Origin of the sequence: Nocardia arthritidis (assembly GCF_011801145.1) — a bacterium.
Taxonomy (GTDB): Bacteria; Actinomycetota; Actinomycetes; order Mycobacteriales; family Mycobacteriaceae; genus Nocardia; species Nocardia arthritidis_A.
Map to the genome: position 1 here is coordinate 2,076,022 of NZ_CP046172.1, position 24,786 is coordinate 2,100,807.

The 24,786-nt window shown below is 67.2% G+C and carries 14 protein-coding genes and 1 tRNA gene; 10 read left to right on the forward strand and 5 right to left on the reverse strand.

Annotated features, from left to right (window positions below):
- The first annotated feature begins 130 nt into the window (after nt 1-130).
- The 4 genes from istA to F5544_RS09250 all read left to right on the forward strand — a co-directional run bounded on the left by istA (nt 131) and on the right by F5544_RS09250 (nt 6,880).
- Nucleotides 131-1,678 (forward strand): IS21 family transposase, encoded by a 1,548-nt coding sequence (gene istA, locus F5544_RS09235; RefSeq protein WP_167472022.1) that lies wholly within the window; start codon nt 131-133, stop codon nt 1,676-1,678.
- Nucleotides 1,675-2,490 (forward strand): ATP-binding protein, encoded by an 816-nt coding sequence (locus tag F5544_RS09240; protein ID WP_167472021.1) that lies wholly within the window; start codon nt 1,675-1,677, stop codon nt 2,488-2,490. The genes istA and F5544_RS09240 overlap by 4 nt, the downstream gene beginning before the upstream one ends.
- Nucleotides 2,491-3,439: 949 nt before the next feature.
- The gene (locus F5544_RS09245) at nt 3,440-4,393 is read left to right on the forward strand and encodes an exo-alpha-sialidase (RefSeq protein WP_167472805.1); all 954 of its coding nucleotides are present in this window, start codon (nt 3,440-3,442) and stop codon (nt 4,391-4,393) included.
- Between the two features lie 156 nt (nt 4,394-4,549).
- Complete coding sequence (locus tag F5544_RS09250) at nt 4,550-6,880, forward strand: tetratricopeptide repeat protein (protein ID WP_167472806.1); 2,331 nt, start codon at nt 4,550-4,552, stop codon at nt 6,878-6,880.
- Between the two features lie 181 nt (nt 6,881-7,061).
- On the opposite strand, the gene F5544_RS09255 is transcribed toward F5544_RS09250, so the two are convergent.
- Both F5544_RS09255 and F5544_RS09260 read right to left on the reverse strand, forming a co-directional pair.
- The gene (locus F5544_RS09255) at nt 7,062-7,565 is read right to left on the reverse strand and encodes a transposase (protein ID WP_238847167.1); all 504 of its coding nucleotides are present in this window, start codon (nt 7,563-7,565) and stop codon (nt 7,062-7,064) included.
- A gap of 311 nt (nt 7,566-7,876) precedes the next feature.
- A tRNA-Leu gene (locus F5544_RS09260) sits at nt 7,877-7,958 on the reverse strand.
- A gap of 387 nt (nt 7,959-8,345) precedes the next feature.
- On the opposite strand from F5544_RS09260, the gene F5544_RS09265 reads away from it, so the two are divergent.
- Nucleotides 8,346-17,702, forward strand: coding sequence for a type I polyketide synthase (locus F5544_RS09265; protein WP_167472807.1), 9,357 nt, complete (start codon nt 8,346-8,348; stop codon nt 17,700-17,702).
- Between the two features lie 11 nt (nt 17,703-17,713).
- Nucleotides 17,714-18,151, forward strand: coding sequence for a holo-ACP synthase AcpS (acpS, locus tag F5544_RS09270; protein ID WP_167472808.1), 438 nt, complete (start codon nt 17,714-17,716; stop codon nt 18,149-18,151).
- 31 nt (nt 18,152-18,182) lie between these two features.
- Here the strand turns inward: acpS and F5544_RS09275 are convergent, their stop codons facing one another.
- Nucleotides 18,183-18,806, reverse strand: coding sequence for a TetR/AcrR family transcriptional regulator (locus F5544_RS09275; protein ID WP_167472809.1), 624 nt, complete (start codon nt 18,804-18,806; stop codon nt 18,183-18,185).
- Nucleotides 18,807-18,871: 65 nt separating this feature from the next.
- On the opposite strand from F5544_RS09275, the gene F5544_RS09280 reads away from it, so the two are divergent.
- The gene (locus tag F5544_RS09280; protein WP_167472810.1) at nt 18,872-19,525 is read left to right on the forward strand and encodes an MSMEG_1061 family FMN-dependent PPOX-type flavoprotein; all 654 of its coding nucleotides are present in this window, start codon (nt 18,872-18,874) and stop codon (nt 19,523-19,525) included.
- 360 nt (nt 19,526-19,885) lie between these two features.
- On the forward strand, nt 19,886-20,443 hold the full coding sequence (locus F5544_RS46240) for a flavin reductase family protein (protein WP_238847168.1): 558 nt from the start codon (nt 19,886-19,888) through the stop codon (nt 20,441-20,443).
- Between the two features lie 58 nt (nt 20,444-20,501).
- Here F5544_RS46240 and F5544_RS09290 read toward each other — a convergent pair whose 3' ends face one another.
- On the reverse strand, nt 20,502-20,960 hold the full coding sequence (locus tag F5544_RS09290; RefSeq protein ID WP_167472811.1) for a winged helix-turn-helix transcriptional regulator: 459 nt from the start codon (nt 20,958-20,960) through the stop codon (nt 20,502-20,504).
- An 87-nt stretch (nt 20,961-21,047) separates the two neighbouring features.
- On the opposite strand from F5544_RS09290, the gene F5544_RS09295 reads away from it, so the two are divergent.
- Nucleotides 21,048-22,463 carry an MFS transporter gene (locus F5544_RS09295; RefSeq protein WP_238847169.1) on the forward strand — a complete coding sequence of 472 codons (1,416 nt, stop codon included), beginning with the start codon at nt 21,048-21,050 and terminating at the stop codon, nt 22,461-22,463.
- A gap of 19 nt (nt 22,464-22,482) precedes the next feature.
- Here the strand turns inward: F5544_RS09295 and F5544_RS09300 are convergent, their stop codons facing one another.
- Complete coding sequence (locus F5544_RS09300; RefSeq protein WP_167479081.1) at nt 22,483-23,103, reverse strand: TetR/AcrR family transcriptional regulator; 621 nt, start codon at nt 23,101-23,103, stop codon at nt 22,483-22,485.
- A 307-nt stretch (nt 23,104-23,410) separates the two neighbouring features.
- On the opposite strand from F5544_RS09300, the gene F5544_RS09305 reads away from it, so the two are divergent.
- Nucleotides 23,411-24,727: a hypothetical protein gene (locus tag F5544_RS09305; protein ID WP_167472812.1), complete on the forward strand. Its 1,317-nt coding sequence runs from the start codon at nt 23,411-23,413 to the stop codon at nt 24,725-24,727.
- Nucleotides 24,728-24,786: the final 59 nt, after the last annotated feature.

Consider the following 24,786-nt stretch of genomic DNA (forward strand, 5'->3'; position numbering starts at 1 on the left):
CGGTTTTGCCATGAGTATGGGACCACCCTGTTTGCCACTGATGGGACCACCTGACTAGCGGTTTTGCCAGTTATGGGACCACCCGGCGTGGCTTCGGGGCTTCCGGTCGCTCGGCCGCTGTATTGGCCAGATGAGCTACCGGGAGGTTTCGGTGATCGAGATCAGGGAGATGCTGCGGCTATGGCTGCAGGGTCGCGGCTTGCGGGAGGTGGCCCGGCTGTCGGGCACTGACCGCAAGACGGTGCGCCGGTATGTCGAGCGAGCGCAGTCGTGTGGCGTGGACCGCGACGAGGGTGTGGAGCAGTTGACCGATGAGCTGCTGGCGGCGGTGATCGCCGGGGTTCGCAGGTCTCGACCGAACGGTAAGAGCGATGTGTGGGAGACACTCGCCGGTCAGTCCGAGCAGATCAAACAATGGCTGGATCAGGGCCTGACCCTGACCAAGATTCATATTCTGCTGGCCCGCCGTGGCGTGGTGGTGTCGTATCGGACGTTGAACCGTTACGCCACAACGGAATTGGGGTTCGGGAAGCGGCGCACGACCGTGCGGGTGGCCGACTGCGAACCCGGTGCGGAAGTGCAGGTCGACTTCGGCCGGCTCGGGTTGCTGACCGACGTCGAGGGCCGTCGCCGGGTGGTGAAGGGTCTGATCTTCACCGCGGTGTATTCGCGGCACATGTTCGTCTTCCCGACCTACCGGGAAACACTCAACGACGTCATCGCCGGATTCGAAGCGGCGTGGGTGTTCTTCGACGGTGTGTTCGCTGTCGCGATCCCGGACAATATGAAAGCCATCGTCGACCGGGCGAACGCGACAGATCCCCGGTTGAACGATTCGTTCCGCGAATATGCCGAGTCTCGTGGGTTCGTGGTTGATCCGGCGCGGATCCGCAGCCCGCAGGACAAGCCCCGCGTCGAACGCTGTGTTCCTTACGCACGGTCGAATTTCTTTGCCGGAGAACAATTCCGAGACCTGGCCGACTGCCGGGAACGCGCGCAGCGGTGGTGCCGGGAGACCGCGGGAATGAGAATACATGGCACCACGCGACTACGTCCGGCCGAAGTGTTCACCACCGACGAGCACCCGAAGCTGAAACCGTTGCCCGACACTGCCTTCGATATTCCGACCTGGGTGAACCCGAAGGTCGCCCCGGACCGGCATGTTCAGATTTGTCAGGCGCTCTACAGCATTCCCGGTGATCTCGTCGGGCAGCGCCTGTCCGCCCGCGTCGACTCGCAGACGGTGAAGCTCTACTTCCGTGGCGAGTTGATCAAGGTCCACCCCCGAGTCGGAGCCGGTCGCCGCCAAACCGATCCGGCCGACCTGCCCAGCGAGCTCACCGCCTATGCGATGCGAGACCTGAATACGTTGCAACGCAAAGCATTCGATCACGGCGCTCATGTCGGTTCCTATGCGGCGGCGGTCCTCGAGCATCCACTGCCCTGGACGAAGATGCGGCAGGTCTACCGGCTGCTCGGGCTGGTGCGCCGCCACGGCGCCGACGCCGTCGACGATGCCTGCCGCCGAGCACTGGACGCCGAGGTCGTCGACGTCGGCGTCATCGACCGCATGCTCACCCGCGCCACCACCGGTCAGCAGCTGACGCTGCTGCCGCCACCGGCTCCGTCCCGGTTCGTCCGTTCCACCACCGATTTCGCGGTCAGGAGGCCGTCATGAGCGCCACTCGCCGTCCCGCCGCCGACCCGGCGGTCAAACCGATCGAGATCACCCCGGAGCTGAAGTCGCTGATGCGCAGGCTCAAGCTCGGCCAGCTCCTGGACACCCTCCCCGAGCGGTTGGCGTTGGCACGGTCGAATCGGCTGCCGCACCACGATTTCCTGGAAATGCTGTTCGCCGACGAGGTCGCCCGCCGCGACCGGCAATCCGAGCAACGCCGCGCCAAGACCGCCCACCTGGACCCGCAGATGCACCTGGCGGCATGGGACGACTCGACCGCGGTCACCTTCGACCGCGAACTCTGGGCCGAACTCACCTCGATGAGGTTCCTCGCCGACGCCTACAACGTATTGATCATGGGGCCGGTCGGGGTCGGAAAGACGTTCCTGGCCAACGCATTAGGACACATCGCGGTCCGCCGCCACCACACTGTTCACACCGAACGCGCCGACAAACTGTTCAAACGACTGCGCGGAGCACGCCTCGACAGCAGCTACGAAGACGAGATGCGCAAACTGCACCGCGTCGACTTGCTGATCATCGATGACCTGGCCCTGCACCGACTCGAAGCACCCGAGACCAACGACTTCTACGAACTGATCGTCGAGCGCCACCGCAAGGCCTCCACGGTGATCACCAGCAACCGGGAACCTCCGGAGATCCTGACCATGATGGCCGACCCACTGCTGGCGCAATCGGCGATGGACCGGCTCCAGTCCGCGGCCTACGAACTCGTCGTCGAGGGCGAATCCTACCGGCAACGGCAGAAGCCCCGCCGCGGCAAACCAGCCGATCCGGCCCACTCGGATTGACCAACAGCCCGATCGTCGGCCACCATCAGCACACGGCCCGCGACCGGACCCAACCCGGTCCCATGCTCATGGCAACCCAATGGTCCCTTCAGGCTGGCAGGCGACACCTTCCGCCGCTCAGCGAGACAACTCGTCATTTGAACGCCTCCCTCCCACAACAGATCCCGTCAGAACGAAGAGGGCACGACGGTGCACGCGGACGTGACAGCGCCAAGCAAGGTGCAGCAACGGACTCCTGCACCTGCCCCGGACAGGGGATCACTCAGATGGATTGATGGAAGATGACGCGCGAAACACGTTCCATGGCAAAGGAAGTGGTCGCGCCTTCGGGTTCTGTCATCACAGTTCCCCGGAATGCTCCGCCGCCTCGGCGCATCGCCGAAACGTCTTGGAGCGGTACTGCCCCGCAGCTCGGGCTAAACCTCGTTTGCTGAGGGTGTGCCCGCACTGGGTAGGGCCAGTTAGACCTACTGATGTGACGCTCGCAACAAAAATTCTTCAGCTGTGGTGCGTCTAGCCGCGAAATAGGCGGCAAAATGCTGTCCAACCAGGCAAAGCACGGGACGAGGCTTGTCTCCAATTCGATGGCATCCCGCAGTCGGAACTCGTTCTGGCTCGATGGGTTTGATGCCGACTGTCCTATGCCAGTGATCGTCCTCAAGGTGAGTGCCCTGACCTGCGGTGAGGAAGTAGGTGCCGATGTTGCGGTGGTTGATGGTCTGGAGGGTGAGTAGTCGATTCCTTCGGGACCGTCGAGGAGTAGGAGGCGTTGTCATCGACAGGCGTCAGCACCGATCACTTTGCGACACTGAGGGTTACGTTGTAGATGCTACCGCTGGGTGGCGGGTCCGCTGGACGGACTGCGACTGGACGGGTGGGAGACGCGCGGTCCAGGCTTGTCGACAGGAATCGGTGACGGCCGGTTCGTCGACGAAGGGGAGGGAACACCATGCCGTTGTACATGGCCTGGCGCGGGTCGCTGGAGGACCAAGGGCTATACTGGGCGCAGTGCGAGAACGGCCAGAGCTGGTCCGATCAGCAACTGGCGGTCGGGGGGTCGGCCGATCGTCCCACTCTTGCGAGTTGGCAGGGGCGTCTCTACATGGCGTGGCGGGGCATCGGATCTGACGACAGCACCAACGACAAAGGTCTGTACTGGGCGAGCTTCGACGGTCGGCAGTGGAGTGAGCAACAGCGGATCGAAGGCGTCGCTTCCAACTTCGGTCCATCGCTGGTGGCGACGTACGATCGGCTGCATCTGTACTGGAAGGGCTCGACCACCGGCGACGACACGGATGACCGGATCTATCACTCGATCTTTGACGGCACGGCATGGTCGCCCCAGCAGGTGCTGTTCGACGGACATGAGATCACCAACCACGCGCCGTCCGTGACCAGCACCCACACCTCGCGAGTATGGATGGCGGTGAAGGGTCGCGGGGCGGATCAGTCCATCACGTTGTTCTATTCGTCCGATGGAGTTTCGTGGAACTTCGGCGATGCTGTCCGCGGCCCCGACGGGGGCACACCTCTCGCACCGAGCGTCATCGGCCGAGCCACCTTCGGCGGAGGAGATGACCGGCTGCTGCTGACGTGGGTGTCGCCGGACTCGGCCGTGCACTGCGCGACTTCTGAGGACAGCGGTCGCCACTGGTCATCGGTCAATATTCCGGCCACCTCCAATGGGATCGTGGGGCTGGCGGCCTGGGGATCGGCCGACGCCTACGCTGTCTGGCGCGGGGACAGCGACGACCACAATCTGTACTGGGCCGATACCGAGGGCGGTACGACGTGGTTCGATCCGCTCACGAACGCGCCCCTTGCCGGAGGCGATCGGCTCATACCTTTCCGCGCATCGGTCGTCGGTCCCGCGATGGCCGCGTACGGCACCATGTGGAAATGACCAGGCGCCGGTCGATTTCGTGACGCGGATGAGCAACGGGGTTGCACCGGCTGCTTCGGGTTCAACAGGGAGGATCCCCAGGTCTAGGGATATCGGCGGGCCGCACGGGCGGACAAGGGTTGGGGGCAGCTCAACTCGCGAAAAGAGGTAATTATCATGGGTTCTGTCTTCGATGCGGCGGTCGGCAAGGACGGCACGCTGTTTTATACCGTCTCGGCCGACAGCAGCGTGCACGAGGGTTTCTCGAATGCGATACCGGTGCTCGGGCCGAGTTTCGCGCCGGCGGGAGCGGGTGTTGCCACCGGGATTCAGTCCGGCAACCAGTTCGACATCTTCGTGGTGGACAACTTCGGCAGGCTCACGGTCGCCTGGTCCGCGAACTTCGATCCGTTCCAGTCCAGTGCGCTGACCTCGAACGAATTCGCCCCTCCCGGAGCGCATCTGGCGACGGGCACGCAGGCCAACAATCAGCTCGATGTGTTCGTCGTCGGCAACGACGGGGCGGTGTACGTGCTGTGGGAGGCCCAGAACGGCGGATGGACGCAGCCTATCGCCCTCACGCCGGTCGGCTTCGCCCCTGCCGGAGCAGGTTTGGCGACCGGTCGGCAGGCCAACGATCAGCTCGATGTGTTCGTCGTCGGCAACGACGGCATCCTGTATGTGCTGTGGGAGGCCAACAATGGTGGATGGTCGCAACCGCTCCCCCTGACCGATCGCGAATTCGCCCCGCACGGAGCATATCTCGCGACCGGTTCGCAATCGACACTGAACGAACACAACAGCCAGCTCGACGTCTTCGTGATCGGCAACGACGGGGCCCTGTCCGTGCTATGGGAGGTGAACAACGGTGGATGGAACGGACCGTCGGCGATCACGCAGCCGCACTACCTGCCGCCAGGTGGCGGATTCGGTGTGTTCCTGCAGAAACTGCAGGGCGATCCGCCTTCGCATCAGCTCGATGTCGCGTTCGTGGCCCCCGACGGTTCGCTGTCGGTGATCTGGGAGGTCGACAACGGCGGATGGTCCGCGCCAGCCCCGATCAGCACGCCCGGTCTGGCGCTGCCCGGCGCGCCGGTCTCGGGTACGTTGTTCGACACGACGTTGTTCGCGGCGGTGCTGGTGCCGACGGTCGACCAGACCCTGGTGCAGTACGAGGTCTTCGGCGTCGGCGACGGCTGGAGCGGGCCGCATCAGCTCACTGCGGCCGGGTACATGTCCGAGCGTGCCAACAGCTCGATTTCGGTGCTGAAGACCGAGCCGCCGCACAACTCCGTCGACATCGTGCCCTTCATAACCTTCATCTTCTCGATCCTGGACGGACCGAAGGATCCCAAGACGCTGGCCCGAATCCGTTGGGAGGCAGGCGACCACGACCAGGGGGTCGCTCGGGCGCTCGAGTCCGTCGCCATGGCGCGTGAGCTCGTCTTCGAGGACGTGAAATACCGGCCGATGCTCGCGCAGCGGCTGCTGGATCCGGCCGGTCTGTATCTCGGACTGGTCGGACGCGCGGCCGAGGCCGCACAGTTGGATGCGGAATCCGCACAGATCTACGCGAGTCTCGCGAACGCCGACCCGGCCACGCACGACAATCGGTTCCAGCAGGCGCAGGCGCTGATCGCGCAGGCGCAGCAGCTGTTCGCGGCGAACCAGCCCGCCGATGCCATCGCCCGCGCCCAGGACGCGGTGGCGATCCTGCGAACCCTCGCGCCCGACAGCGACGCCTATCTCGGCGCGCTCGGGAACTGTCTGCTGTATCCGCTGACCGGATTCCTGATCTCGACGCAGCGCTGGGACGAGGCCATCGCCGCCGCACGGGAGGGCTCGGCGGCGTTCCAACAGCTCGCCACCACCGACCCGAATCAGCCGGTGCACCGATACGACCTCGCCCGCGCGAATATCCAACTCGGACAGGCGTGGTGGGGCAAAGGCGATCTCACGCAGGCGTTCGATCGGATCGAGGCCGCTCTCGCGATCGCGCGGAAACTGGTCGCCGAGGATGTGAGCTATCGGGGTGCGCTCGGCGAATGGCTGCTGTACCCGATGACGACTTTCCTCATGGTCCAACAGCGCTGGGACGAGGCCATCGCGGCGGGTGGGGAGGCGCTGACCGTGTTCGAGCAGCTGGCGGCCGCGGAGCCGAACGTTCCCGGGCACCGGTACGACACGGGGCGGGCGCAGATCGAGGTGGGAGAGGCGTGGTGGGGCAAGCCCGATCCGACTCGGGCCATCGACCATGTGCAGGCCGCGATCGCGATCATCCGCAGGCTGATCACCGACAATCCGACCTACCGCTATGCCCTAGCACAATGGCTGGAGTTCCCGCTGAGTGCGTATCTGCAGGCAACCGGTCGGCGGGCCGACGCGATCGCCGCGGAGAGCGAGGCCGTCGACATCCTGACCGTCCTGGCCGCCGCCGACCCCGACCACTACACCACCCGGCTCGCCGCGGCACGCCGGCGACTCGCCGACCTGCGCGCGGGAGCCTGAACGCGTCGCGCCCTCACTACCGTGAGCTGGCACGACCCCAATTGCCACATTAGACCGGAACATGATGGCGCAGCGATCGTTTCCGGGCAGAAAGTCCCAGCGTATCGGGTGGAAAATGGGCCACGATTACGGCCTTTCGTGACATGATCAAGTCGGTTGTCCAGATCCTCGCGGTGCCTCGTCAAGCTACGCATGGAAGGTAATCCGGCAGCCAGATCTTCGAGTCGACGGCGAAGTCGCGTTTGGGTTCGGCGTGCTGGTTGCGCCGGCGGATGTAAGCGCCGATGGCGTCGTCCTGTTCGCCGTGGCTGCGGCGGTCGGTGCCGCCCAGGGCGAAGTACCGCAGCGCGGTGAACTCGCACTCGATCCAGTTCAACCAGCTGGAATAGGTTGGCAGGAACACCAGCTCAACGTCGTTTCCTGTGCACCAGTCGAGCACCTCACGGCGTTTGTGCGGGGAGAAGTTGTCGACGATCACGTACAGTTTCTCACCGGGCCACCGAGACCGTAGCGACTGCAAGAACGAGCGAAACTCGGTCCAGCGCTTGCGATCTCGGATCCGGTAGTACAGCTGGCCGGTGGCCAGGTCGAAGGCGCCGAACATGTGTCGCACGCCCTGGGTGCGGTGATAAGTGGCCCGCAACCGCTTCGGCTCGCGTCGCGGCTGCCAGCCGCGGCCGGGCACGGGGTTGCAGGTTGAGCGGCCCGAACTCATCGACACAGACCACACGACCGTCGGCGGGCGGGTGGTCGTAGAGGTCCAGTACCCGGTTCATCTTCGCGGTGAACTCCGGATCTTTCCCGGCCTTCCAGGTCCTGGTGGCCTGCCATGAGATGCCCTGATCCTTCAGGATCTTCCGCAGCGTCTCCCGGCTGAATCCGGCGTAGGAGTCAGAAGTTTTCGCAGGTCAGTTGGTGTCGCCACAGGTAACCTCCTTGTGTTCGAGTGCACTCGAACACCGGTCCGTTAGATGTGGCACGTATGCCGCGTTTCTGTGCGCGAGGGGGGACTTGAACCCCCACGTCCGTGGACACCAGAACCTAAATCTGGCGCGTCTGCCAATTTCGCCACTCGCGCTTGATGGTACGACCGTCCAAACTCTACCGGGGTTGACCGGGGAAGCGAAGCTTGGGGCCGGGGTGTCGTACTCATGAGTAACCCTACCAGGGATTATAACAATCTGGTAACTGTCAACATGAGGGGCGCTCATGTTTCATACGCGTTGGTAACCGAGTGGACCAGCGGGTTCAAACATGAGGAGGGGTCATGTTTCTACCGATTCTGGTACGGAGGTACCTGAATACGTGTGGGTAGCGGGCGTGGCTGGGGGCAAACGTGAGGATTTCCTCATGATTTTGTGCCATCCTCGCCCGTACCAAGCCGATTGGCGCAGGAGCGGTCGTGCCCGGGAGGGAGCGGCGTGTCCCCGCAGGCGTGTCGCAACGAGAAGGAAGTCGAAGCGTCTTGACTATCAACGAGAGCACCGAGACCGGTACGGAACAGGCGAAGGTAGTTGGGGCACAGCGCGGTGCGAACGGTACTAATGGGGCGGTCAGGGCACCGCTCGTCGATCGTTTACTGACCGGGACGCCGTATGCACTGGCGTTCGGCGGTCAGGGCGCCCAGTGGCTGGGCGAGCTGGAGGAGATCGGGCGCGACAGCGCGCTGGAGCCAGAGTTGACCGCGCTGGTCAACGAGGCGGCCGCGCTGCTGGAACCCGTTGCGGCGCAACTGCTCGTCGTGCGCCCCGTCGGCTTCGATCCGATCGGCTGGATGCTCGAGGACGAACTGGTCGACGCCGACCAGGGCGAGACCTCGGCCGCGCCGTCGGCGGCGGAACTGCGCGCGGCGGCCGTCTCCATGCCCGGCGTGCTGCTGACCCAGATCGCGGCGCTGCGGGCGCTGCGGCTGCAGGGCCTCGACCCGGCCGCGCACGCGCCGGTCGCCGTCATCGGCCATTCGCAGGGCCGCCTCGCCGCGACGGCGATCGAGACCGGTGGCCGTCGCGACGCCGAACTGCTCGCCATCGCCCAATTGATCGGCGCCGCGGGCAGTTTGATCGCACGCAGGCGCGGGCTGATGCCGGTGGGTGAGGCCGCGCCGATGGTCGCGGTGTCGAATGTGGACCCGGAGCGGCTGCGCGCGGTGGTCGCCGAGGTGTCCGAGGGCGTCGATCCCGCTGCGGCGGCTGTGGTCTCGATCCGCAACGGCCGCAGGCGGGCCGTATTGTCCGGCACCCCGGCACAATTGGCGCGGGTGCGGGAGCACTGCGCACGGATCCACGAGGCGGAGAGCCGGGAGCGGGACGGAAAGACGCGCGGCGGTGCGGTTTTCGCGCCCGTCTTCGAGGACGTGGCCGTCGATGTCGCCTTCCATCACCCGGCGCTCGCCGAAACCGTCGACCTGGTCCGCGGCTGGGCCGCGCAGTGCGGTATCGACGCCGAGCTGGCCGGTGGGCTCACCCGGGAGATCCTGGTGGACCCGATCGACTGGGTCGAGGTGGTCGACGGTGCGGTTGCCGCTGGCGCGCAATGGATTCTGGACCTGGGGCCGGGCGATCTGCTGACCCGCCTCACCGTCGGCTCGCTGAAGGGCTCCGGGGTCGGCATCGTCGCCGCCGCTACCCGCGCGGGCCAGCGCAGCCTACTCACCCCCGGCGCCGCGCCCGAGGTGGCCAAGCCGTGGTCGGCCTTTGCGCCGCGCCCGGTGCGCCTGCCGAACGGGCGGATCGTGGTGGAGACCGCGTTCACCCGGTTGACCGGACGCTCGCCGGTGCTGCTCGCCGGTATGACCCCCACCACCGTCGACGCGAAAATCGTTGCCGCGGCGGCGAATGCGGGCCACTGGGCGGAGCTCGCCGGCGGCGGCCAGGTGACCGAGCAGATCTTCGCCGACCGGGTGGCCGAGCTGAAGACGCTGCTGCGGCCCGGCCGCACTGTGCAATTCAACTCGCTGTTTCTCGACCCGTACCTGTGGAAGCTGCAACTGGGCGGTAAGCGCCTGGTGCAGCGGGCCCGTCAGGCGGGCGCCCCGTTCGACGGCGTCATCGTCACGGCCGGTATCCCGGAGCTCGACGAGGCCGTCGCGCTCATCCGGGAGCTGACCGAAATCGGTTTCTCCCATGTGGCTTTCAAGCCGGGCACGGTGGCGCAGATCCGCGCCGTACTGCGCATCGCCGACGAGGTCCCGGACTACCCGGTGATCATGCACATCGAGGGCGGCAGGGCCGGCGGCCACCACTCCTGGGAAGACCTGGACGACCTGCTGCTGGAGACCTACGCGGAACTGCGCTCCCGCGACAACGTCGTCGTCTGTGTCGGCGGCGGCATCGGAACCCCTGAGCGCGCAACGGAATACCTCACCGGTGAGTGGGCGGCCGCGCACGGCTACCCGGCGATGCCGCTGGACGGCGTGCTGGTCGGCACCGCGGCCATGGCGACGCTGGAGGCCACCACCGCGCCCGAGGTGAAACAGTTGCTGGTGGACACCCCCGGCACCCCGCACTGGGTCGGCGCGGGCACCGCCTCGGGTGGAATGGCTTCCGGCCGTAGCCAATTGGGCGCCGACATCCATGAGATCGACAATGCCGCCTCGCGCACCGGCCGCCTGCTGGACGAGGTGGCCGGCGACGCCGCCGCCGTCGCGAAGCGCCGCGACGAGATCATCGCGGCCCTGAACGCAACGGCCAAGCCGTATTTCGGCGATGTGGCCACGATGACCTATCTGGAGTGGCTGGAGCGCTACGTCGAACTCGCCGTCGGCCTGGACCGCCGCAAGGATTTCGACTGCGGTAGCGACCTGGGTGAGGCGTTCCTCGACGCCACCCGCTCGGTCTGGCTGGACATCACCTGGCGCGACCGCTTCGCGGAAATGATGCGGCGCACCGAATCCCGGATCAACCCGGCCGACCGCGGGGAAATCCCAACGCTTTTCGGCACCGACGACGAATTCGAGAACCCGGTCGCCGCGCTGTGCGCACTGCGCGAACAGTACCCGTCGATCGCGAATACGCTGCTGCACCCGGCAGATGTGCCGTTCTTCATCGCGCTGTGCAAGACGCCGGGCAAGCCGGTGAATTTCGTCCCGGTGGTGGACGGCGACGTGCGCCGCTGGTGGCGTTCGGATTCGCTGTGGCAGGCGCACGATCCGCGCTACTCCGCCGATCAGGTGTGCGTCATCCCCGGCACGGTGGCCGTCGCGGGCATCACCCGGGTGGACGAGCCGGTCGGCGAGCTGCTCGACCGTTTCGAACAGGACACCGCCTACTCGCTGGTGCGCGCGGGCGTCGTACCCGTCGCGGTGGACGCGCGCCGGGTCGCCGGCGTCACCGCGGGCCCGATCGATACGGTGCTGGCCGCGCCGGACGTGCAGTGGGCGGGCCGCACCACCATCAACCCGGTGCACCGGCTCGGCGATCTGGACGAGTGGACCGTCGACGGCAAGGGCGCCGTGCATCCGCGGACCGGCGCCACGCTGGTGGAGACCACCGGACCCGAGGACGAGAGCGCCTACGTCGAGCTCACCGTTCCGCTGCTCGGCCGCGACGCGGTGCGGATCAGGATCACCGTTCCGGTCTCGACCTACAACGGTGGTGCCCCGGTGATCACCGCCGCCGATGCCGATACGGCGATGAAGGCGCTGCTGGCCGTCGCGGCCGGTAAGGAACTGCCCGAGGTGAAGGGGCGCACCGCGCACCTCAACCTGGCCTGGACCCCGGACCTGCGCGCCGACCATGCGGGCGTCACCGGCAGCGGCCTGCCCGCCAATCTGAGCACGCTGGGTCGCACCGTCCCCGACGTGCTGGTCGGCGCGTGCTGGCCCGCCGTCTTCGCCGTGCTCGGCGCGACCCGCACCGCCGATGACGAGAGCGTCATCGAGGGCATGCTCGACCTGGTCCACCTCGATCACCAGATCGATCTGGTCGGTGAATTGCCCTCGGCCACAAGCGTTCTCGCTGTCCGCGCGGAGGCGGGGGAGACGCTCGACACCGATATGGGCCGGGTGGTCGAGGTCAAGGTGAAGGTCACGGCGATGCTGGACCGGCCGGAGACCGGAATGTCCATGCCGACGGTCGCGACGCTCACCGAGCGCTTCGCCATCCGCGGCCGCAACGGGGCGGGCGTGCTCACCGATCCGCCGCGCGCCGCGGGCACCGCCGCCGCGGCCGCCGACACACCGCGCCGCCGCAGGCGCGATGTGGTCGTCACCGCGCCGCGCACCATGAACGCGTTCGCCGCGGTCTCCGGCGATCACAACCCGATCCACACCAGCGATAACGCCGCCAAACTCGCCGGGCTCGGCAGCCCGATCGTGCACGGCATGTGGCTTTCCGCCGCGGCACAGCATGCGGTTTCCGCCGTGGATCCCGAAAGCTCCGTTCCCGCAAGGACTTTGACCGCGTGGACGGCCCGCTTCCTCGGCATGGTCCGGCCGGGCGCGCAGATCGACGTCCGGGTCGAGCGGATCGCGGTCGACGCGGGCAGCGAGATCGTCGAGGTCTCCTGCCGGACCGGCGGCGACCTGGTGCTGACCGCCACCGGTCGCACCGCCGCGCCGAAGACCGTGTACGCCTTCCCCGGCCAGGGCATTCAGCGCAAGGGCATGGGGCTGGACGCGCGGAGCCGGTCCAAGGCGGCCAAGGAGATCTGGGACCGCGCCGACAAGCACACTCGCTCGGCGCTCGGCTTCTCGATCCTGGCCGTGGTGCGCGACAACCCGACCTACCTCAAGGCGCGCGGCGTCGAGCACCGGCACCCGGACGGCGTGCTGCACCTGACCCAGTTCACCCAGGTCGCGATGGCGACCCTCGGCGTCGCGCAGATCGCCGAACTGCGCGAGGCGGGTGCGTTCGTCGACGGTGCGATGCTGGCCGGGCATTCGGTCGGCGAGTACAACGCGCTGTCCGCGGTCGCCGGGGTGCTGCCGCTGGAGGCGGTGCTGGAGGTGGTGTTCCAGCGCGGCTCCGCGATGCATCAGCTGGTGCCGCGAGATACGCAGGGACGCAGCAACTATCGGATGGCCGCCATCCGTCCCTCGCAGATGGGGATGAGCGACGACGAGGTGGTGCCGTTCGTGCGGAGCGTCACCGAGCGGTCCGGTGAATTCCTCGAGGTGGTGAACCTGAACCTGCGCGGCTCGCAGTACGCGATCGCGGGCACGGTGGCCGGCCTGGAGGCGCTGGAGACCGAGATCGAAAGGCGGCGTTCCGAATTCGGCGGTAAGCGGGCCTTCATCCTGGTGCCCGGCATCGACGTGCCGTTCCATTCGACGGTGCTGCGCAAGGGTGTTCCGGAATTCCGGCAGAAGCTCGAACAGCTGCTGCCCGCCGATCTGAACGCGGAAACCCTTATCGGACGCTACATTCCGAACCTGGTGCCGCGACCGTTCTCGCTGGAGCGGGAATTCGTGCAGGAGATCGCGGATCTGGTGCCGTCCGAGCCGCTGACCGAGGTGCTGGCCGACTTCGACGGCTGGGCCGCCCGCCCGGCCGATCTGTGCCGGGTGGTGTTGATCGAACTGCTCGCCTGGCAGTTCGCCAGCCCGGTGCGCTGGATCGAGACGCAGGACCTGCTGTTCACCGATGCGGCGCACGGCGGTCTCGGCGTCGAGCGGTTCGTCGAAATCGGTTTGGGCGCAACGCCGACCGTCGCCAACCTGGCCAGCCAGACCTTGAAGCTGCCGCGATTCAGCGGCGCGACCGTCGAGGTGCTCAATATCGAGCGCGAGGCGGGCATCGTGTACGCGACTGACGCCGATCCGGCGCAGGTCGACGAGCCGGTCGACGAACCCGTCGAAACCACAAGCGCCGCACCGGCTCCCGTGGCCGCGGCGCCCGCGCCGGTGCAGAGCTCCGGCGGCCCGCGCCCCGACGACATCGCCTTCACCGCCGCCGACGCCACCCGCGTGCTGATCGCGCTGTGGACCAGGCTGCGGATGGATCAGATCGGCCCGGTGGACACCATCGAGGGCCTGTGCGACGGCGTTTCGTCGCGGCGGAACCAGCTGCTCGTCGACCTGGGTTCGGAGCTTTCGCTCGGTGCCATCGACGGTGCCGCCGACGCCGATATGGGCGCGCTCTCGGCCACCGTCGAACGGTTGGCCCGCACCTACAAGCCGTTCGGCTCGGTGCTGTCCGACGCCATCGGAGACCACCTGCGCAAGGTGTTCGGTCCGTCCGGCAAGCGGCCCGCCGCCATCGCCGAGCGGGTGAAGAAGGTGTGGGAACTCGGTGACGGCTGGGCCAGCCACGTCACCGCCGAGGTTTCGCTCGGCACCCGGGAGGGCGCCAGCGTGCGCGGCGGCGACCTTGGCGGGCTGGTGTCCGGCGCGCTCGGCGACGGTGCCGCGGTGGATGCCGCGATCGACGCCGCCGTGCAGTCGGTGGCCGCGCGCCGCGGTATCACGGTGTCGCTGCCGAGTGCGGGCGGTGGCGGCGGCGCGACCGTCGACGCGGCCGCGCTCGGCGAATTCACCGAGCAGATCACCGGCCGCGACGGCGTGCTCGCCACGGCGGCCAGGGTGGTGCTCGAGCAGCTCGGCCTCAGCGAGCGGGTTTCGGCGCCGGAGGCGACCGCCGATTCGCTGGTGGACCTGGTTTCGGCCGAATTGGGTTCGGACTGGCCGCGTTTGGTCGCGCCGGTATTCGATGCCCGCAAGGCCGTGCTGATCGACGATCGCTGGGCGACCGCCCGCGAGGATCTTGCCCTGCTGTGGCTGGGCGAGGACGCCGACAATGCCGAACTGCCGGTCACCGGATATCTGGGTGCGGGCGAAGCCGTTGCCGCACAGGCGAACTGGTGGCGGGATCGGGCGCGGCACGAGGCCCGCTCGGTGTTGGCGGGTGTGTACGAGCGGATCGCCGATGCCGCGCTGAGCACCGAGGAGCCCGGCCAGTGGTCCGCCGATATCGCCGTGATCACCGGTGCCAGTAAGGGTTCCATCGCGGCGGCGGTCACCGGCCGACTGCTGGCGGGCGGCGCCACCGTCGTCGTCACCACCTCCGGACTCAACGACGACCGGCTGTCCTTCTACCGAAAGCTGTACCGCGACAACGCGAGGCACGGTGCGGCCCTGTGGGTGCTGCCCGCGAATATGGCCTCCTACCAGGATGTCGACGCCGTCATCGACTGGGTCGGCAACGAGCAGGTGGACAGCGCGGGCGGGGCGAAGGTCAAGGTCAAGGACGCGATGACGCCCACCCTGCTGCTGCCGTTCGCGGCGCCGCGGGTCGCGGGCGATCTGAGCGATGCGGGCGCCCGCGCCGAAATGGAGATGCGGGTGCTGCTCTGGTCGGTGGAGCGGCTGATCGGCGGCCTGTCCAAGCTGGGCGCCGACCACGATGTCGACGCGAAACTGCATGTGGTGCTGCCGGGTTCGCCGAACCGCGGCATGTTCGGCGGTGACGGCGCCTACGGCGAGTCCAAGGCCGCCCTCGACGCCGTCGTCGCCAAGTGGCGGGCCGAGAAGTCGTGGTCGAGCCGGGTGACGCTGGTGCACGCGCTGATCGGCTGGGTGCGCGGCACCGGGCTGATGGGGCACAACGATCCGATGGTCGCCGCGGTCGAAAAGGCCGGCGTGCACACCTGGTCCACCGCCGAGATGGCCGACGAACTGCTCAAGTGGTGCACCATGCGTGCGCGGCAGGTGACCATCGCCGGGCCGCAGCAGATCGACCTGACCGGCGGATTGGCAAGGGCCAAGCTGGATCTGCCCGCGCTGGCCAAGGAGGCCGCCGAGGCGGCCGACCTCGCGGTCGAGGAAATCGCGGGCGGAGCGACCATTCCCGCGCTGCCCACACCGCCGACCGCTTCCTCGGCGCTTCCGGTGCCCGAATGGGGCAGTGTCACCGCCGATCTCGCCGATATGGTGGTGATCGTCGGTGCGGCCGAACTCGGTCCGTACGGCTCGTCGCGCACCCGGTTCGAGATGGAGGTCTCCGACGAGCTCTCCGCCGCCGGCGTGCTGGAGCTGGCCTGGACCACCGGCATGGTGCGGTGGGAGAACGAGCCCAAACCCGGCTGGTACGACACCGAATCCGGTGACTACGTACCGGAATCCGAACTCGCCGAGCGCTACCACGATGCGGTGGTGGCCCGGTGTGGCGTGCGCCGCTACGGCGACGACGGCGAAATGGTCGACAACACAGCGCCTTTGATGACGTCGGTGTTCCTCGACCAGGATCTGTCGTTCACCGTCGGCAGCGAGGCCGAGGCGCGCGCATTCCATCAGGCGAACCCGGAGCAGACGATCATCACCCCGGTCCCGGATTCCGGCGATTGGACGGTAACGCGCAAGGCGGGCACCGAGATTCGCGTGCCGCGCAAGGCGAAGCTGTCCCGCACGGTCGGTGGCCAGATACCCACCGGCTGGGATCCGGTGATCTGGGGTATCTCCGCCGATATGGCGAATTCCGTAGACCGCGTCGCGCTCTGGAATATCGCCTGCACGGTGGATGCGTTCATCGGCTCCGGGTTCAGCCCGTCGGAATTGATGAGCTGGGTGCATCCGAGCCTGGTCGCCAACACGCAGGGCACCGGTATGGGCGGCATGTCCTCGATGCGCTCGCTCTACATCGACAACCTGCTGGGCGAGTCGCGTCCGAACGACATTCTGCAGGAAGCACTTCCGAACGTCGCGCTGGCGCATGTGGTGCAGTCCTACGTCGGCAGCTACGGCGCGATGGTGCATCCGGTCGCGGCCTGCGCTACGGCGGCGGTATCGGTCGAGGAGGGCGTGGACAAGATCCGCCTCGGCAAGGCCGATGTGGTTGTCGCGGGCGGCTACGACGATCTCGGCATCGAGGGCATCGTCGGATTCGGTGATATGTCGGCCACCGCGGATTCGGCGGTCATGAGCGCCAAGGGCATCAGCGACCGCTACTTCTCCAGGGCCAACGACCGGCGGCGCGGCGGCTTCGTCGAATCACAGGGCGGCGGAACGATTCTGCTCGCCCGCGGCGATATCGCGCTGGAGATGGGGCTGCCGGTGCTCGGCGTCATCGCCTTCGCCCAGTCCTTCGCCGACGGCGTGCACACCTCGATTCCGGCGCCCGGCCTCGGTGCGCTCGGCGCGGGTCGCGGCGGCCGCGAATCCCGGCTCGCCGCCGAACTGCGCAAGCTCGGCGTCGGCCCGGACGATATCGCGGTGGTCTCCAAACACGACACCTCCACCGCCGCAAACGATCCCAACGAATCGGAGCTGCACGAGCGGTTGGCCGAGGCGCTGGGCCGCACGGACGGCAACCCGCTGTTCGTGGTGTCGCAGAAGAGCCTGACCGGTCACGCCAAGGGCGGTGCGGCCGCCTTCCAGCTGATCGGGCTGTGCCAGGTGCTGGAAAACGGTGTGGTGCCGCCGAATCGGAGCCTCGACTGCGTCGACGACAAGATGCGGGCCTACCCGCATCTGGTGTGGCCGCGGCAGCCGCTGCGGTTCGGCGAGCGATTCGCGCTGAAGGCCGGCCTGGTCACCTCGCTCGGCTTCGGGCATGTGTCGGGTCTGCTCGCGGTGGTGCATCCGCAGGCGTTCGTCCAGGCGATCGAGCCGGGGCGGCGCGAGGAGTATCAGCGCCGGGCCGAGGAGCGCGTGCTGCGGGGACGGCAGCGGTTCGCCGAGGCGATGTGCGGCGGCGCCCCGCTGTACGAGCGTCCCGCGGATCGCCGACTGGGCCCGGATGGCACGCCCGCCAAGCAGATTCGGCAGTTGGAGGCCGATGTACTGCTGTCGCCGGAGGCCCGTTTGGCCGCCGACGGCCGGTACCGGGCCGACGGGTTCGGATGCAATACCGGGCAGGGTAGTGACACAGCCGCGCGGGCCAGGTCGTAGGCTGCGCGTCTGTGACGATCCTCGGTATCGGTTTGGACTTGGTGACCATCTCCGAGTTCGCCGAACAACTGCAGCGCGCCGGAACCACCATGCTCCGGGAGAGTTTCACCGCCGGTGAACGCCGGTACTGCCAGAGCAAGGGGACCGATCCGGCGCGCAGCTACGCGGCGCGGTGGGCGGCGAAGGAGGCGGTGCTCAAGGCTTGGGCATCGTCTCGGTTCGCCCGCAGCCCGCAGATCGGCGACAATCCGTATCCGCTCATCGAAGTTGTCAACGACGCATGGGGCAGGCCGAGCATCAAACTGCACGGCCTCGCCGCCGAATTCCTGCCTCGCGCAAGGGTTCACCTGTCGCTGACGCACGACGGCGACACGGCTGCGGCGATGGTGGTGCTGGAGGATCCAGGCGAACTGGCCGATCTGATCGCGGGCCGCGAACCGAACAAGTGATTCCGTAAGAACATTGGGTAGCTCCTTGTAGTCACCGGGGCGTGCAGAGGTAACCGGTGATCATCGCAACGAGCTCGTTTTCCAGCCGCGTGGTATCGATGGGGTCCGGTGCGGCGATGAGCGGGTGCACGGTGAGTTCCACGGTGGTCGCCACAAGTCGGGCGGCGGTGTCCCTGTCCCGGACCCGGACTTCCGCGTGGCGTTCGAACAGGTCCCGCAGATCACCGACCACCTCCCACTCGTGCCCGATGAGCCTGGCCCGCAACTCCTCTGAGTTGGGCGCCTGTTCGATCATGATCCGCAGCAGCTGTGGGTCGTCGAGGTGATTCTCGATCACCACTCGCACGAACGCCCTGATGATTGCCTCGAGCGATTCGGGCCGATCCCGGTACCGGCGGATCGTGTCGGCGGCTCTGTCGTTGTCGAGGTGGCGGGTGAGCAGCTCGGCCAGGATCGAGTCCTTGTTCGGGTAGTACTGGTACAGCGATCCGATCGAGATTCGCGCCCGCTCGGCGATCCGGTTCGTAGTGCCCGCGGCGTAGCCGTGCTCGGCGAAAATGTGAGCAGCGGCGGTGAGAATGCGCTCGCGGGTGAGCTCGGCCCGGAGCTGTCGTGGCTGTTTACGTGGCTGAAGCCGGCGCTGTTCCGACGTCATGTCACCTCCTGCGAATAGACGGAAAGCGAGTAGTCAAAAACTGAGTAATTGCTCATAATTGTGCCATGACCTGGAGTAATGCCGTCAAAGAGATCCGTCCGCGTCGGCTGCCCTTCGACGCGGTCCGCGCACGGCTCGGTGAGCCGGGCGCATTGGCGAAGGCCAAGGTCCACGACCGCATAGACCGGCATTTCCACCACTTCATCGCGCATTCCCCGTTCCTGGCGATGGCGACCGCGGATGCGGCGGGTCTGCCCGACTGTTCGCCGCGCGGTGACTACCCCGGATTCGTCAAGGTGCTCGACGAGCGCACGCTCGCGATCCCCGACCGGCCGGGCAACAAACTCGCCGACTCGTTCCGCAATCTCGCCGAGAACGACGGGATCGGGCTGATGTTCGTCGTCCCCGGCGTGCGAGAAGTGTTGCGGGTCAACGGTCGTGCGTACCCCACCGATGAACCCGACGTGCTCGCCCGGATGCGGATCGAGGGCAAGGAGGCGGAGCTGGCGCTCATCGTGGAGGTGGCGGAGGCCTTCTTCCACTGTGGCCGCGCGCTGCTCCGGTCCCGGCTGTGGGATCCGGCGAGTCAGGCGCTGGGCGCGGAGTTGCCGTCCGCGGGTGAGATGGCCGCCGAGCAGGTCGCCGAGCGGATGGGGCTCGAGGCCGATCCGGCGGAGATCGATGGCTCGCTCGAAGCCGCCTACCGGCGGTTGTACTGAGGTGACGGGTATGCAGCGAACAATTCTCGAACGAGTGGAGCCGGTCGCGCAGGGCGTCGTCTCGCTCGTCCTGCGTGGCGCCGAAGGCCCACTGGTCCCGTGGGATCCGGGCGCGCACATCGATCTGGTCCTGCCCAACTGGCTGACCCGGCAGTACTCTCTGTGCGGGAACCCGGCCGATCACGACAGCTATCGGATCGCCGTCCGGCACGACCGGCTCAGCCGGGGCGGCTCGGAGTATATCCACCTGTTCCTGCGCACAGGCCGTACGCTCGAAGTCTCGTTGCCGCGCAACAACTTTCCCCTGTTGCCCGCACCGGAGTACCTATTCTCGCCGGCGGGATCGGTATCACCCCGATCATGCCGATGCTGGCTGCCGCGGTCCGGGCGGGGGCCGTTGCGAGATTGGTGTACGTGGGCAGGTCGGTGGCCACCATGCCGTTCGCCGACGAACTCCGGACCGTACATGGCGATCGGGTGCGCATCTACACCTCCGAGGAGCACGGCAGGCCCGACTTCGCCGCACTGGCGACCGGGCTCGGCCCTCGGGCGCTGGTGTACTGCTGCGGCCCTGCGGCGATGCTCGACGCGGCTGAGGCGGCGTTCGCCGCGCAACGGCTGCACCTCGAGCGATTCCGGCCCGCGATCAAGGAGTTCGCGCCCAATACGCCGTTCGAGGTGCACTGCGTCCGGTCAGGACAGACCGTGCCGGTCGACGCGGACGAGTCCGTGCTGGACGCGTTGCACCATGCGGGATATCCGGTACCGTCCGGTTGCCGCGAAGGGGTTTGCGGCAGTTGCGAAATCACCGTCGTCGAAGGGGAACCGGAGCATCGCGACGACGTCGGCGCACCGCCCGGCCGCATGTACTGCTGTGTCTCCCGCGCACTGTCGTCCCGTCTCGTCGTCGACCTTTGATCAGTGGCTCAACCGTGAATGCTGGCCTACCCCAACCCTTTTGCTGTTCCGATCCGGCTCAGCGGGCGAGCGCCACCGGGAGGATGCCGGCTTCGGCCTCGGCTTCGCGGACGTCGTAAGCGGTTCGCGCGGCGGCGATTTCGTTCTGATGCGCTTCGGTCCAGACGACCAGGGATTTGATGGTGGTGTGCAGGCTCGCGCCCATGGATGTCAGGGCGTAGTCGACGCGCGGGGGGACGGTCGGGTAGACCGTGCGGTCGACGAGGCCGTCACGTTCCAGTTGACGCAGGGTGCGACTGAGCATGCGCTGGCTGACGCCCTCGATCTTGCATTTGAGTTCACTGAAGCGCAGGGTGCGTTCCTCCAGGTGCGCGATGACCAGCAGGGACCATTTGTCGGCGACGCGGTCCAGGATCTGGCGGACCTCGCAGTCGTTGCGCGAGTCCCAGTGGTCGGTGTACTGGCCGGAGCCGGTATCCGCGCAGTAACCGGGTGATTCGAATGTGCCGTCTTCCACAAGATCGGATTCTGCCGAAAGCTCTTCTCGGTAACAAGAAGTAACCGACCACACCGTCGGAAACCAAAGTTTTCGGGAGAGCCTTCGATGTTGAAATCCAAACCCGCCGCGGTCTTCACCGAGATGTCCGTCCATGCCTGGGCGGTCCTCGCCGTGCTGTGCGGGGCGATCTTCCTGGAGGGCATCGACATCGCGATGCTGAATGTGGCATTGCCGTCCATTCGCGCCGACCTCGACCTGTCCACCGGAACCCTGAGCGGCGTGGTGTCCGCATATGTCCTCGGCTACGGCGGCTTCATGCTGCTGGGCGGGCGCGCCGCCGACCTGTTCGGGCGGCGGCGGGTATTCCTGTTCTGGCTCACCGTATTTGTGCTGTTTTCCGGCCTGGGCGGACTGGCGACCAGCGGCTGGATGCTGCTGACCGCCCGGTTCGTCACCGGCGTTGCGGCGGCGTTCATGGCGCCCGCTGGGCTGTCGCTGATCACCACCAATTTCGCCGAGGGGCCGGTGCGCAATCGGGCATTGCTGGTATACGCGGGGGTGGCCGCGGGCGGCTTCTCGCTCGGCATGGTGGCCGGTGGACTGCTGACCGCGCTGGGCTGGCGCTGGGTGTTCTTCGCGCCGGTCGTATTGTCGGCATTCATCCTGCTGGCGGCGAGTGCGCTGGTGCGCGACAGCGATGCGCCGCAGGCGATCCGGGGCCGGATCGACGTGATCGGCGCACTGTCGGTGACCGGTGCGATGATGGCACTGGTCTACGGGGTGGTTCGCCTGGAACACGCCGGTGACGGCGCCGCGGTGACCGCGCTCGTGTTCGCGGCGGGGGCAGTGCTGCTGGCGGTATTCGTGGTCAACGAGCGGCGCACCGCCGAACCGCTGGTCCGGCTCGGCATCCTGCGGTCGGCGAACCTGGTGCGCACCGATCTGATCGCGCTGCTGTTCGTGGGATCGTTCGCCGGATTCCAGTTCCTCGCCACCCTGTACTTCCAGGAACTGCGCGGCTGGAGCACGGTGCAGACGGGCCTGGCCATGGCCGTCATCGGCGTCGACGCGATTCTCGCGCCGGTGCTCACCCCGCGGCTGGTGGATCGGTTCGGCAGTGCCCGTGTGGTTTTCGGTGGGATCGTGCTGGCCGCGCTCGCTTACCTGCTGATGGCGCCGACCGGCCTGGACCGGGCATATGCGACCATGCTGCCCGCGCTGTTGCTGCTCGGCGTCGCGTTCTCGCTGGTCTACGGTCCGCTGACCATCGCCGCCACCGACGGTATCGCCGAGGAGGAGCACGGTCTGGCCGGTGGTCTGCTCTATACCGCCTTCCAATTCGGTTTCGCGCTGGGCATTTCCACGGTGACGGCGGTGCATGTCGCGGTGCTCGGATACGGCGCGAGCGGCATCGAGGCGATGCGTTCGGCGCTGCTGGTTCCGGTGATCGCCGCGATGGCGGCCGGGGTGGTCGGTGCGTTCGGCCTGCGCCGCGGCGCATCCGCCGCGGAAGCGGTGTAGGTCTTCTCGGAGTCAGCGCTCAAGCCTTGCCGCTGGAGCGCGACTCCTTCTCCGCCACAAGCAGATACGCGACCATGAGCCGCTTCAGCTCGGCCACCGCGTCGGCGTGGCTCTGTTCGTCCTGCACCGAGAAGTTCAGCATCGAATAGACCACGTGCACCAGCACCTCGGCCATCATGGTGCGCCGGACCCGGGGGGTGCGCGGGGTGAGCGGCCGCAACATCTGCGACACCACCTCTGCGAATTCCTTCTCGTGTATCGCGCCGGTGGCCCTGGTGGACGGGGTGGACTGCATGGCGAGCCACACCTCGCGCCGCGACGGGTCGGTGACCCAGAGGTTGGCCAGATGGTCGACGAACTGGTTCATATGCCGCAGCCAGTCCAGCGACGGGATTTCGCCGTGGAAATCGGCCAGCTCCTGTGAAACCGCCACCAGGTCTTGCCGATTCAACTCGCAGACGATCACATATTTGTTGGCGAAGAACTGATACAGCGTGCCGATCGGCACCTCGGCCCGCGCCGCCACCTCTTCACAGGTGAACGACTCGAAGCCGACCTCGACCAGCAATTCCCGCGACGCCTGCAACAGCGCGTCGAACTTGCGTTTGGAACGTTCCTGCGTCGGCCTGCGGCGCGGCATGAGCTCCTGTGGGTCGTCCTGGAGCTCCAACGCAGGGTCGAGCCGCTGCTTCGACCTGGCCTCCGCGCGTACTTCCACGCATCAAGGCTAGCGGTATGGACACGCAGGCGACACGCGCACGGCATCTGCGTGTCCGGGCTTGTCGGATCCGCCAACCCATCCGTGTTGTTTTCGGCACCGAACACATAACCGAATCCGTGTCCATAGTGACGCGTGTTTCGAGCAGGGGAATCCAAGGTGGCTCATGGGTTTCGCGCTCGTGAGCTCGGCCCAAGGGAGGCGTGGATCAGTGGTAGCACGAGCTGTGGTGACTCTCGGTGTTTCCACCGAACGCGGCGCCGTTCACGCGGTAGCGCTCGCCGAATCCGGCGAGAAGCTACCCGAGCGGGTGCTGTTTCATTTGGTGGAGAAAACGCCCGGCGACAGCAAGGCGGAATTGGCCGCCGCGGTCGAGACGGCGATGGATGAACTAGCCGCGCGGATCGGGCCGGACCGGGAGATCGGGGGCGCCGCCGTCGCCTACCGTGATGCCGCCGAGCGCCGTGCGATCGTCACCCGATTGGCGACGGGGCGGTGGCATACCGCCTCACTGGTGTCGGCGAAATCCGCACACCTGCATGTCGCCGGGGTGATGACGTGGCTGGACGAATTCGATGATCTGTTGATCTGTGAGGTGGTTCCGGGTTATCAGGCGTTCACCCTGATCGATCGGGGTAGACGCAGAGTGCTGGCCGCGATCGGCCAGGCGGGCGGTGCGACGGCGGAGGCCATGGGTTCGGCGGTCACCGCGGCATGGGATCAGTTCGAGGCGGCGGCGGTCCGCCCCGACGCGGTGGTGTTGATCGGTTCGGCCGCGGAGGAGCCCGAGGTGCTCGCCGCGGTGGACCGTTTCGGTGCACCGGTGATTCCGTGCAAGATCGCGGATTTCGCGCCCGCGGTCGGCGCCGCCCTCGCGGCGCTCGCCGAGCTGGAGGAGCCCGGCGGCGAGTTGGTGGAGCGGGTGCATCGCGGCAGGGGCGCCGCGGCGTTGTTCGCGGCGGCCAGTGTGCTGGCGGGTGGTCTGGTTGTGGGCGGCGTCTATGTGGCGGGCGGTTCGTCGCGCTCGATTCCGGGGGTCGTCGCCGATGCCAGAACCACCTCCGACGCGCATTCGGTCGGCGGCGAGCCGGTGGCAACCGGTCCCGGCCCGGTCGAGGTGCCGAGAAGACACGAGGTCGGGCATCCGACGGGCGTCGCGCCCGCCGTCGTGCCCGACCCGGAACCGGCGATGGTGACGCTCGATTCGGATATCCAGCAGCCGACGCAGCACATCGTGCAGCATTGGGGCAGTCCGGCGCAGGACCGGCCGGTACCGCTGGTGCAGGCCGAGCCCGCGATGCACGGCACCGACCCGGCGACCCACGAATCCGATCACGCGGTAACACCCGCGGTATCCGGTTCCGGGGTTCCTTCGCTCACCACAAAGGTCGGCGCCCCCGACGCCTCACTCCTCTTCCCAGGTGAATCCCCGCCACCCGCCGCCTTCACCGCCGAATCCGCGGCCTGGTGGGACAACCACTTCAGAACCATGGTGATGTGGGCAGCACAGCAAATATCGCCCTCATCGCCGGTATCACCCGTCTGACCGAACGCCAGAGGCCCGGTGCCCTTCGAGGCACCGGGCCTCTCCGTGTCTCCCGCCAG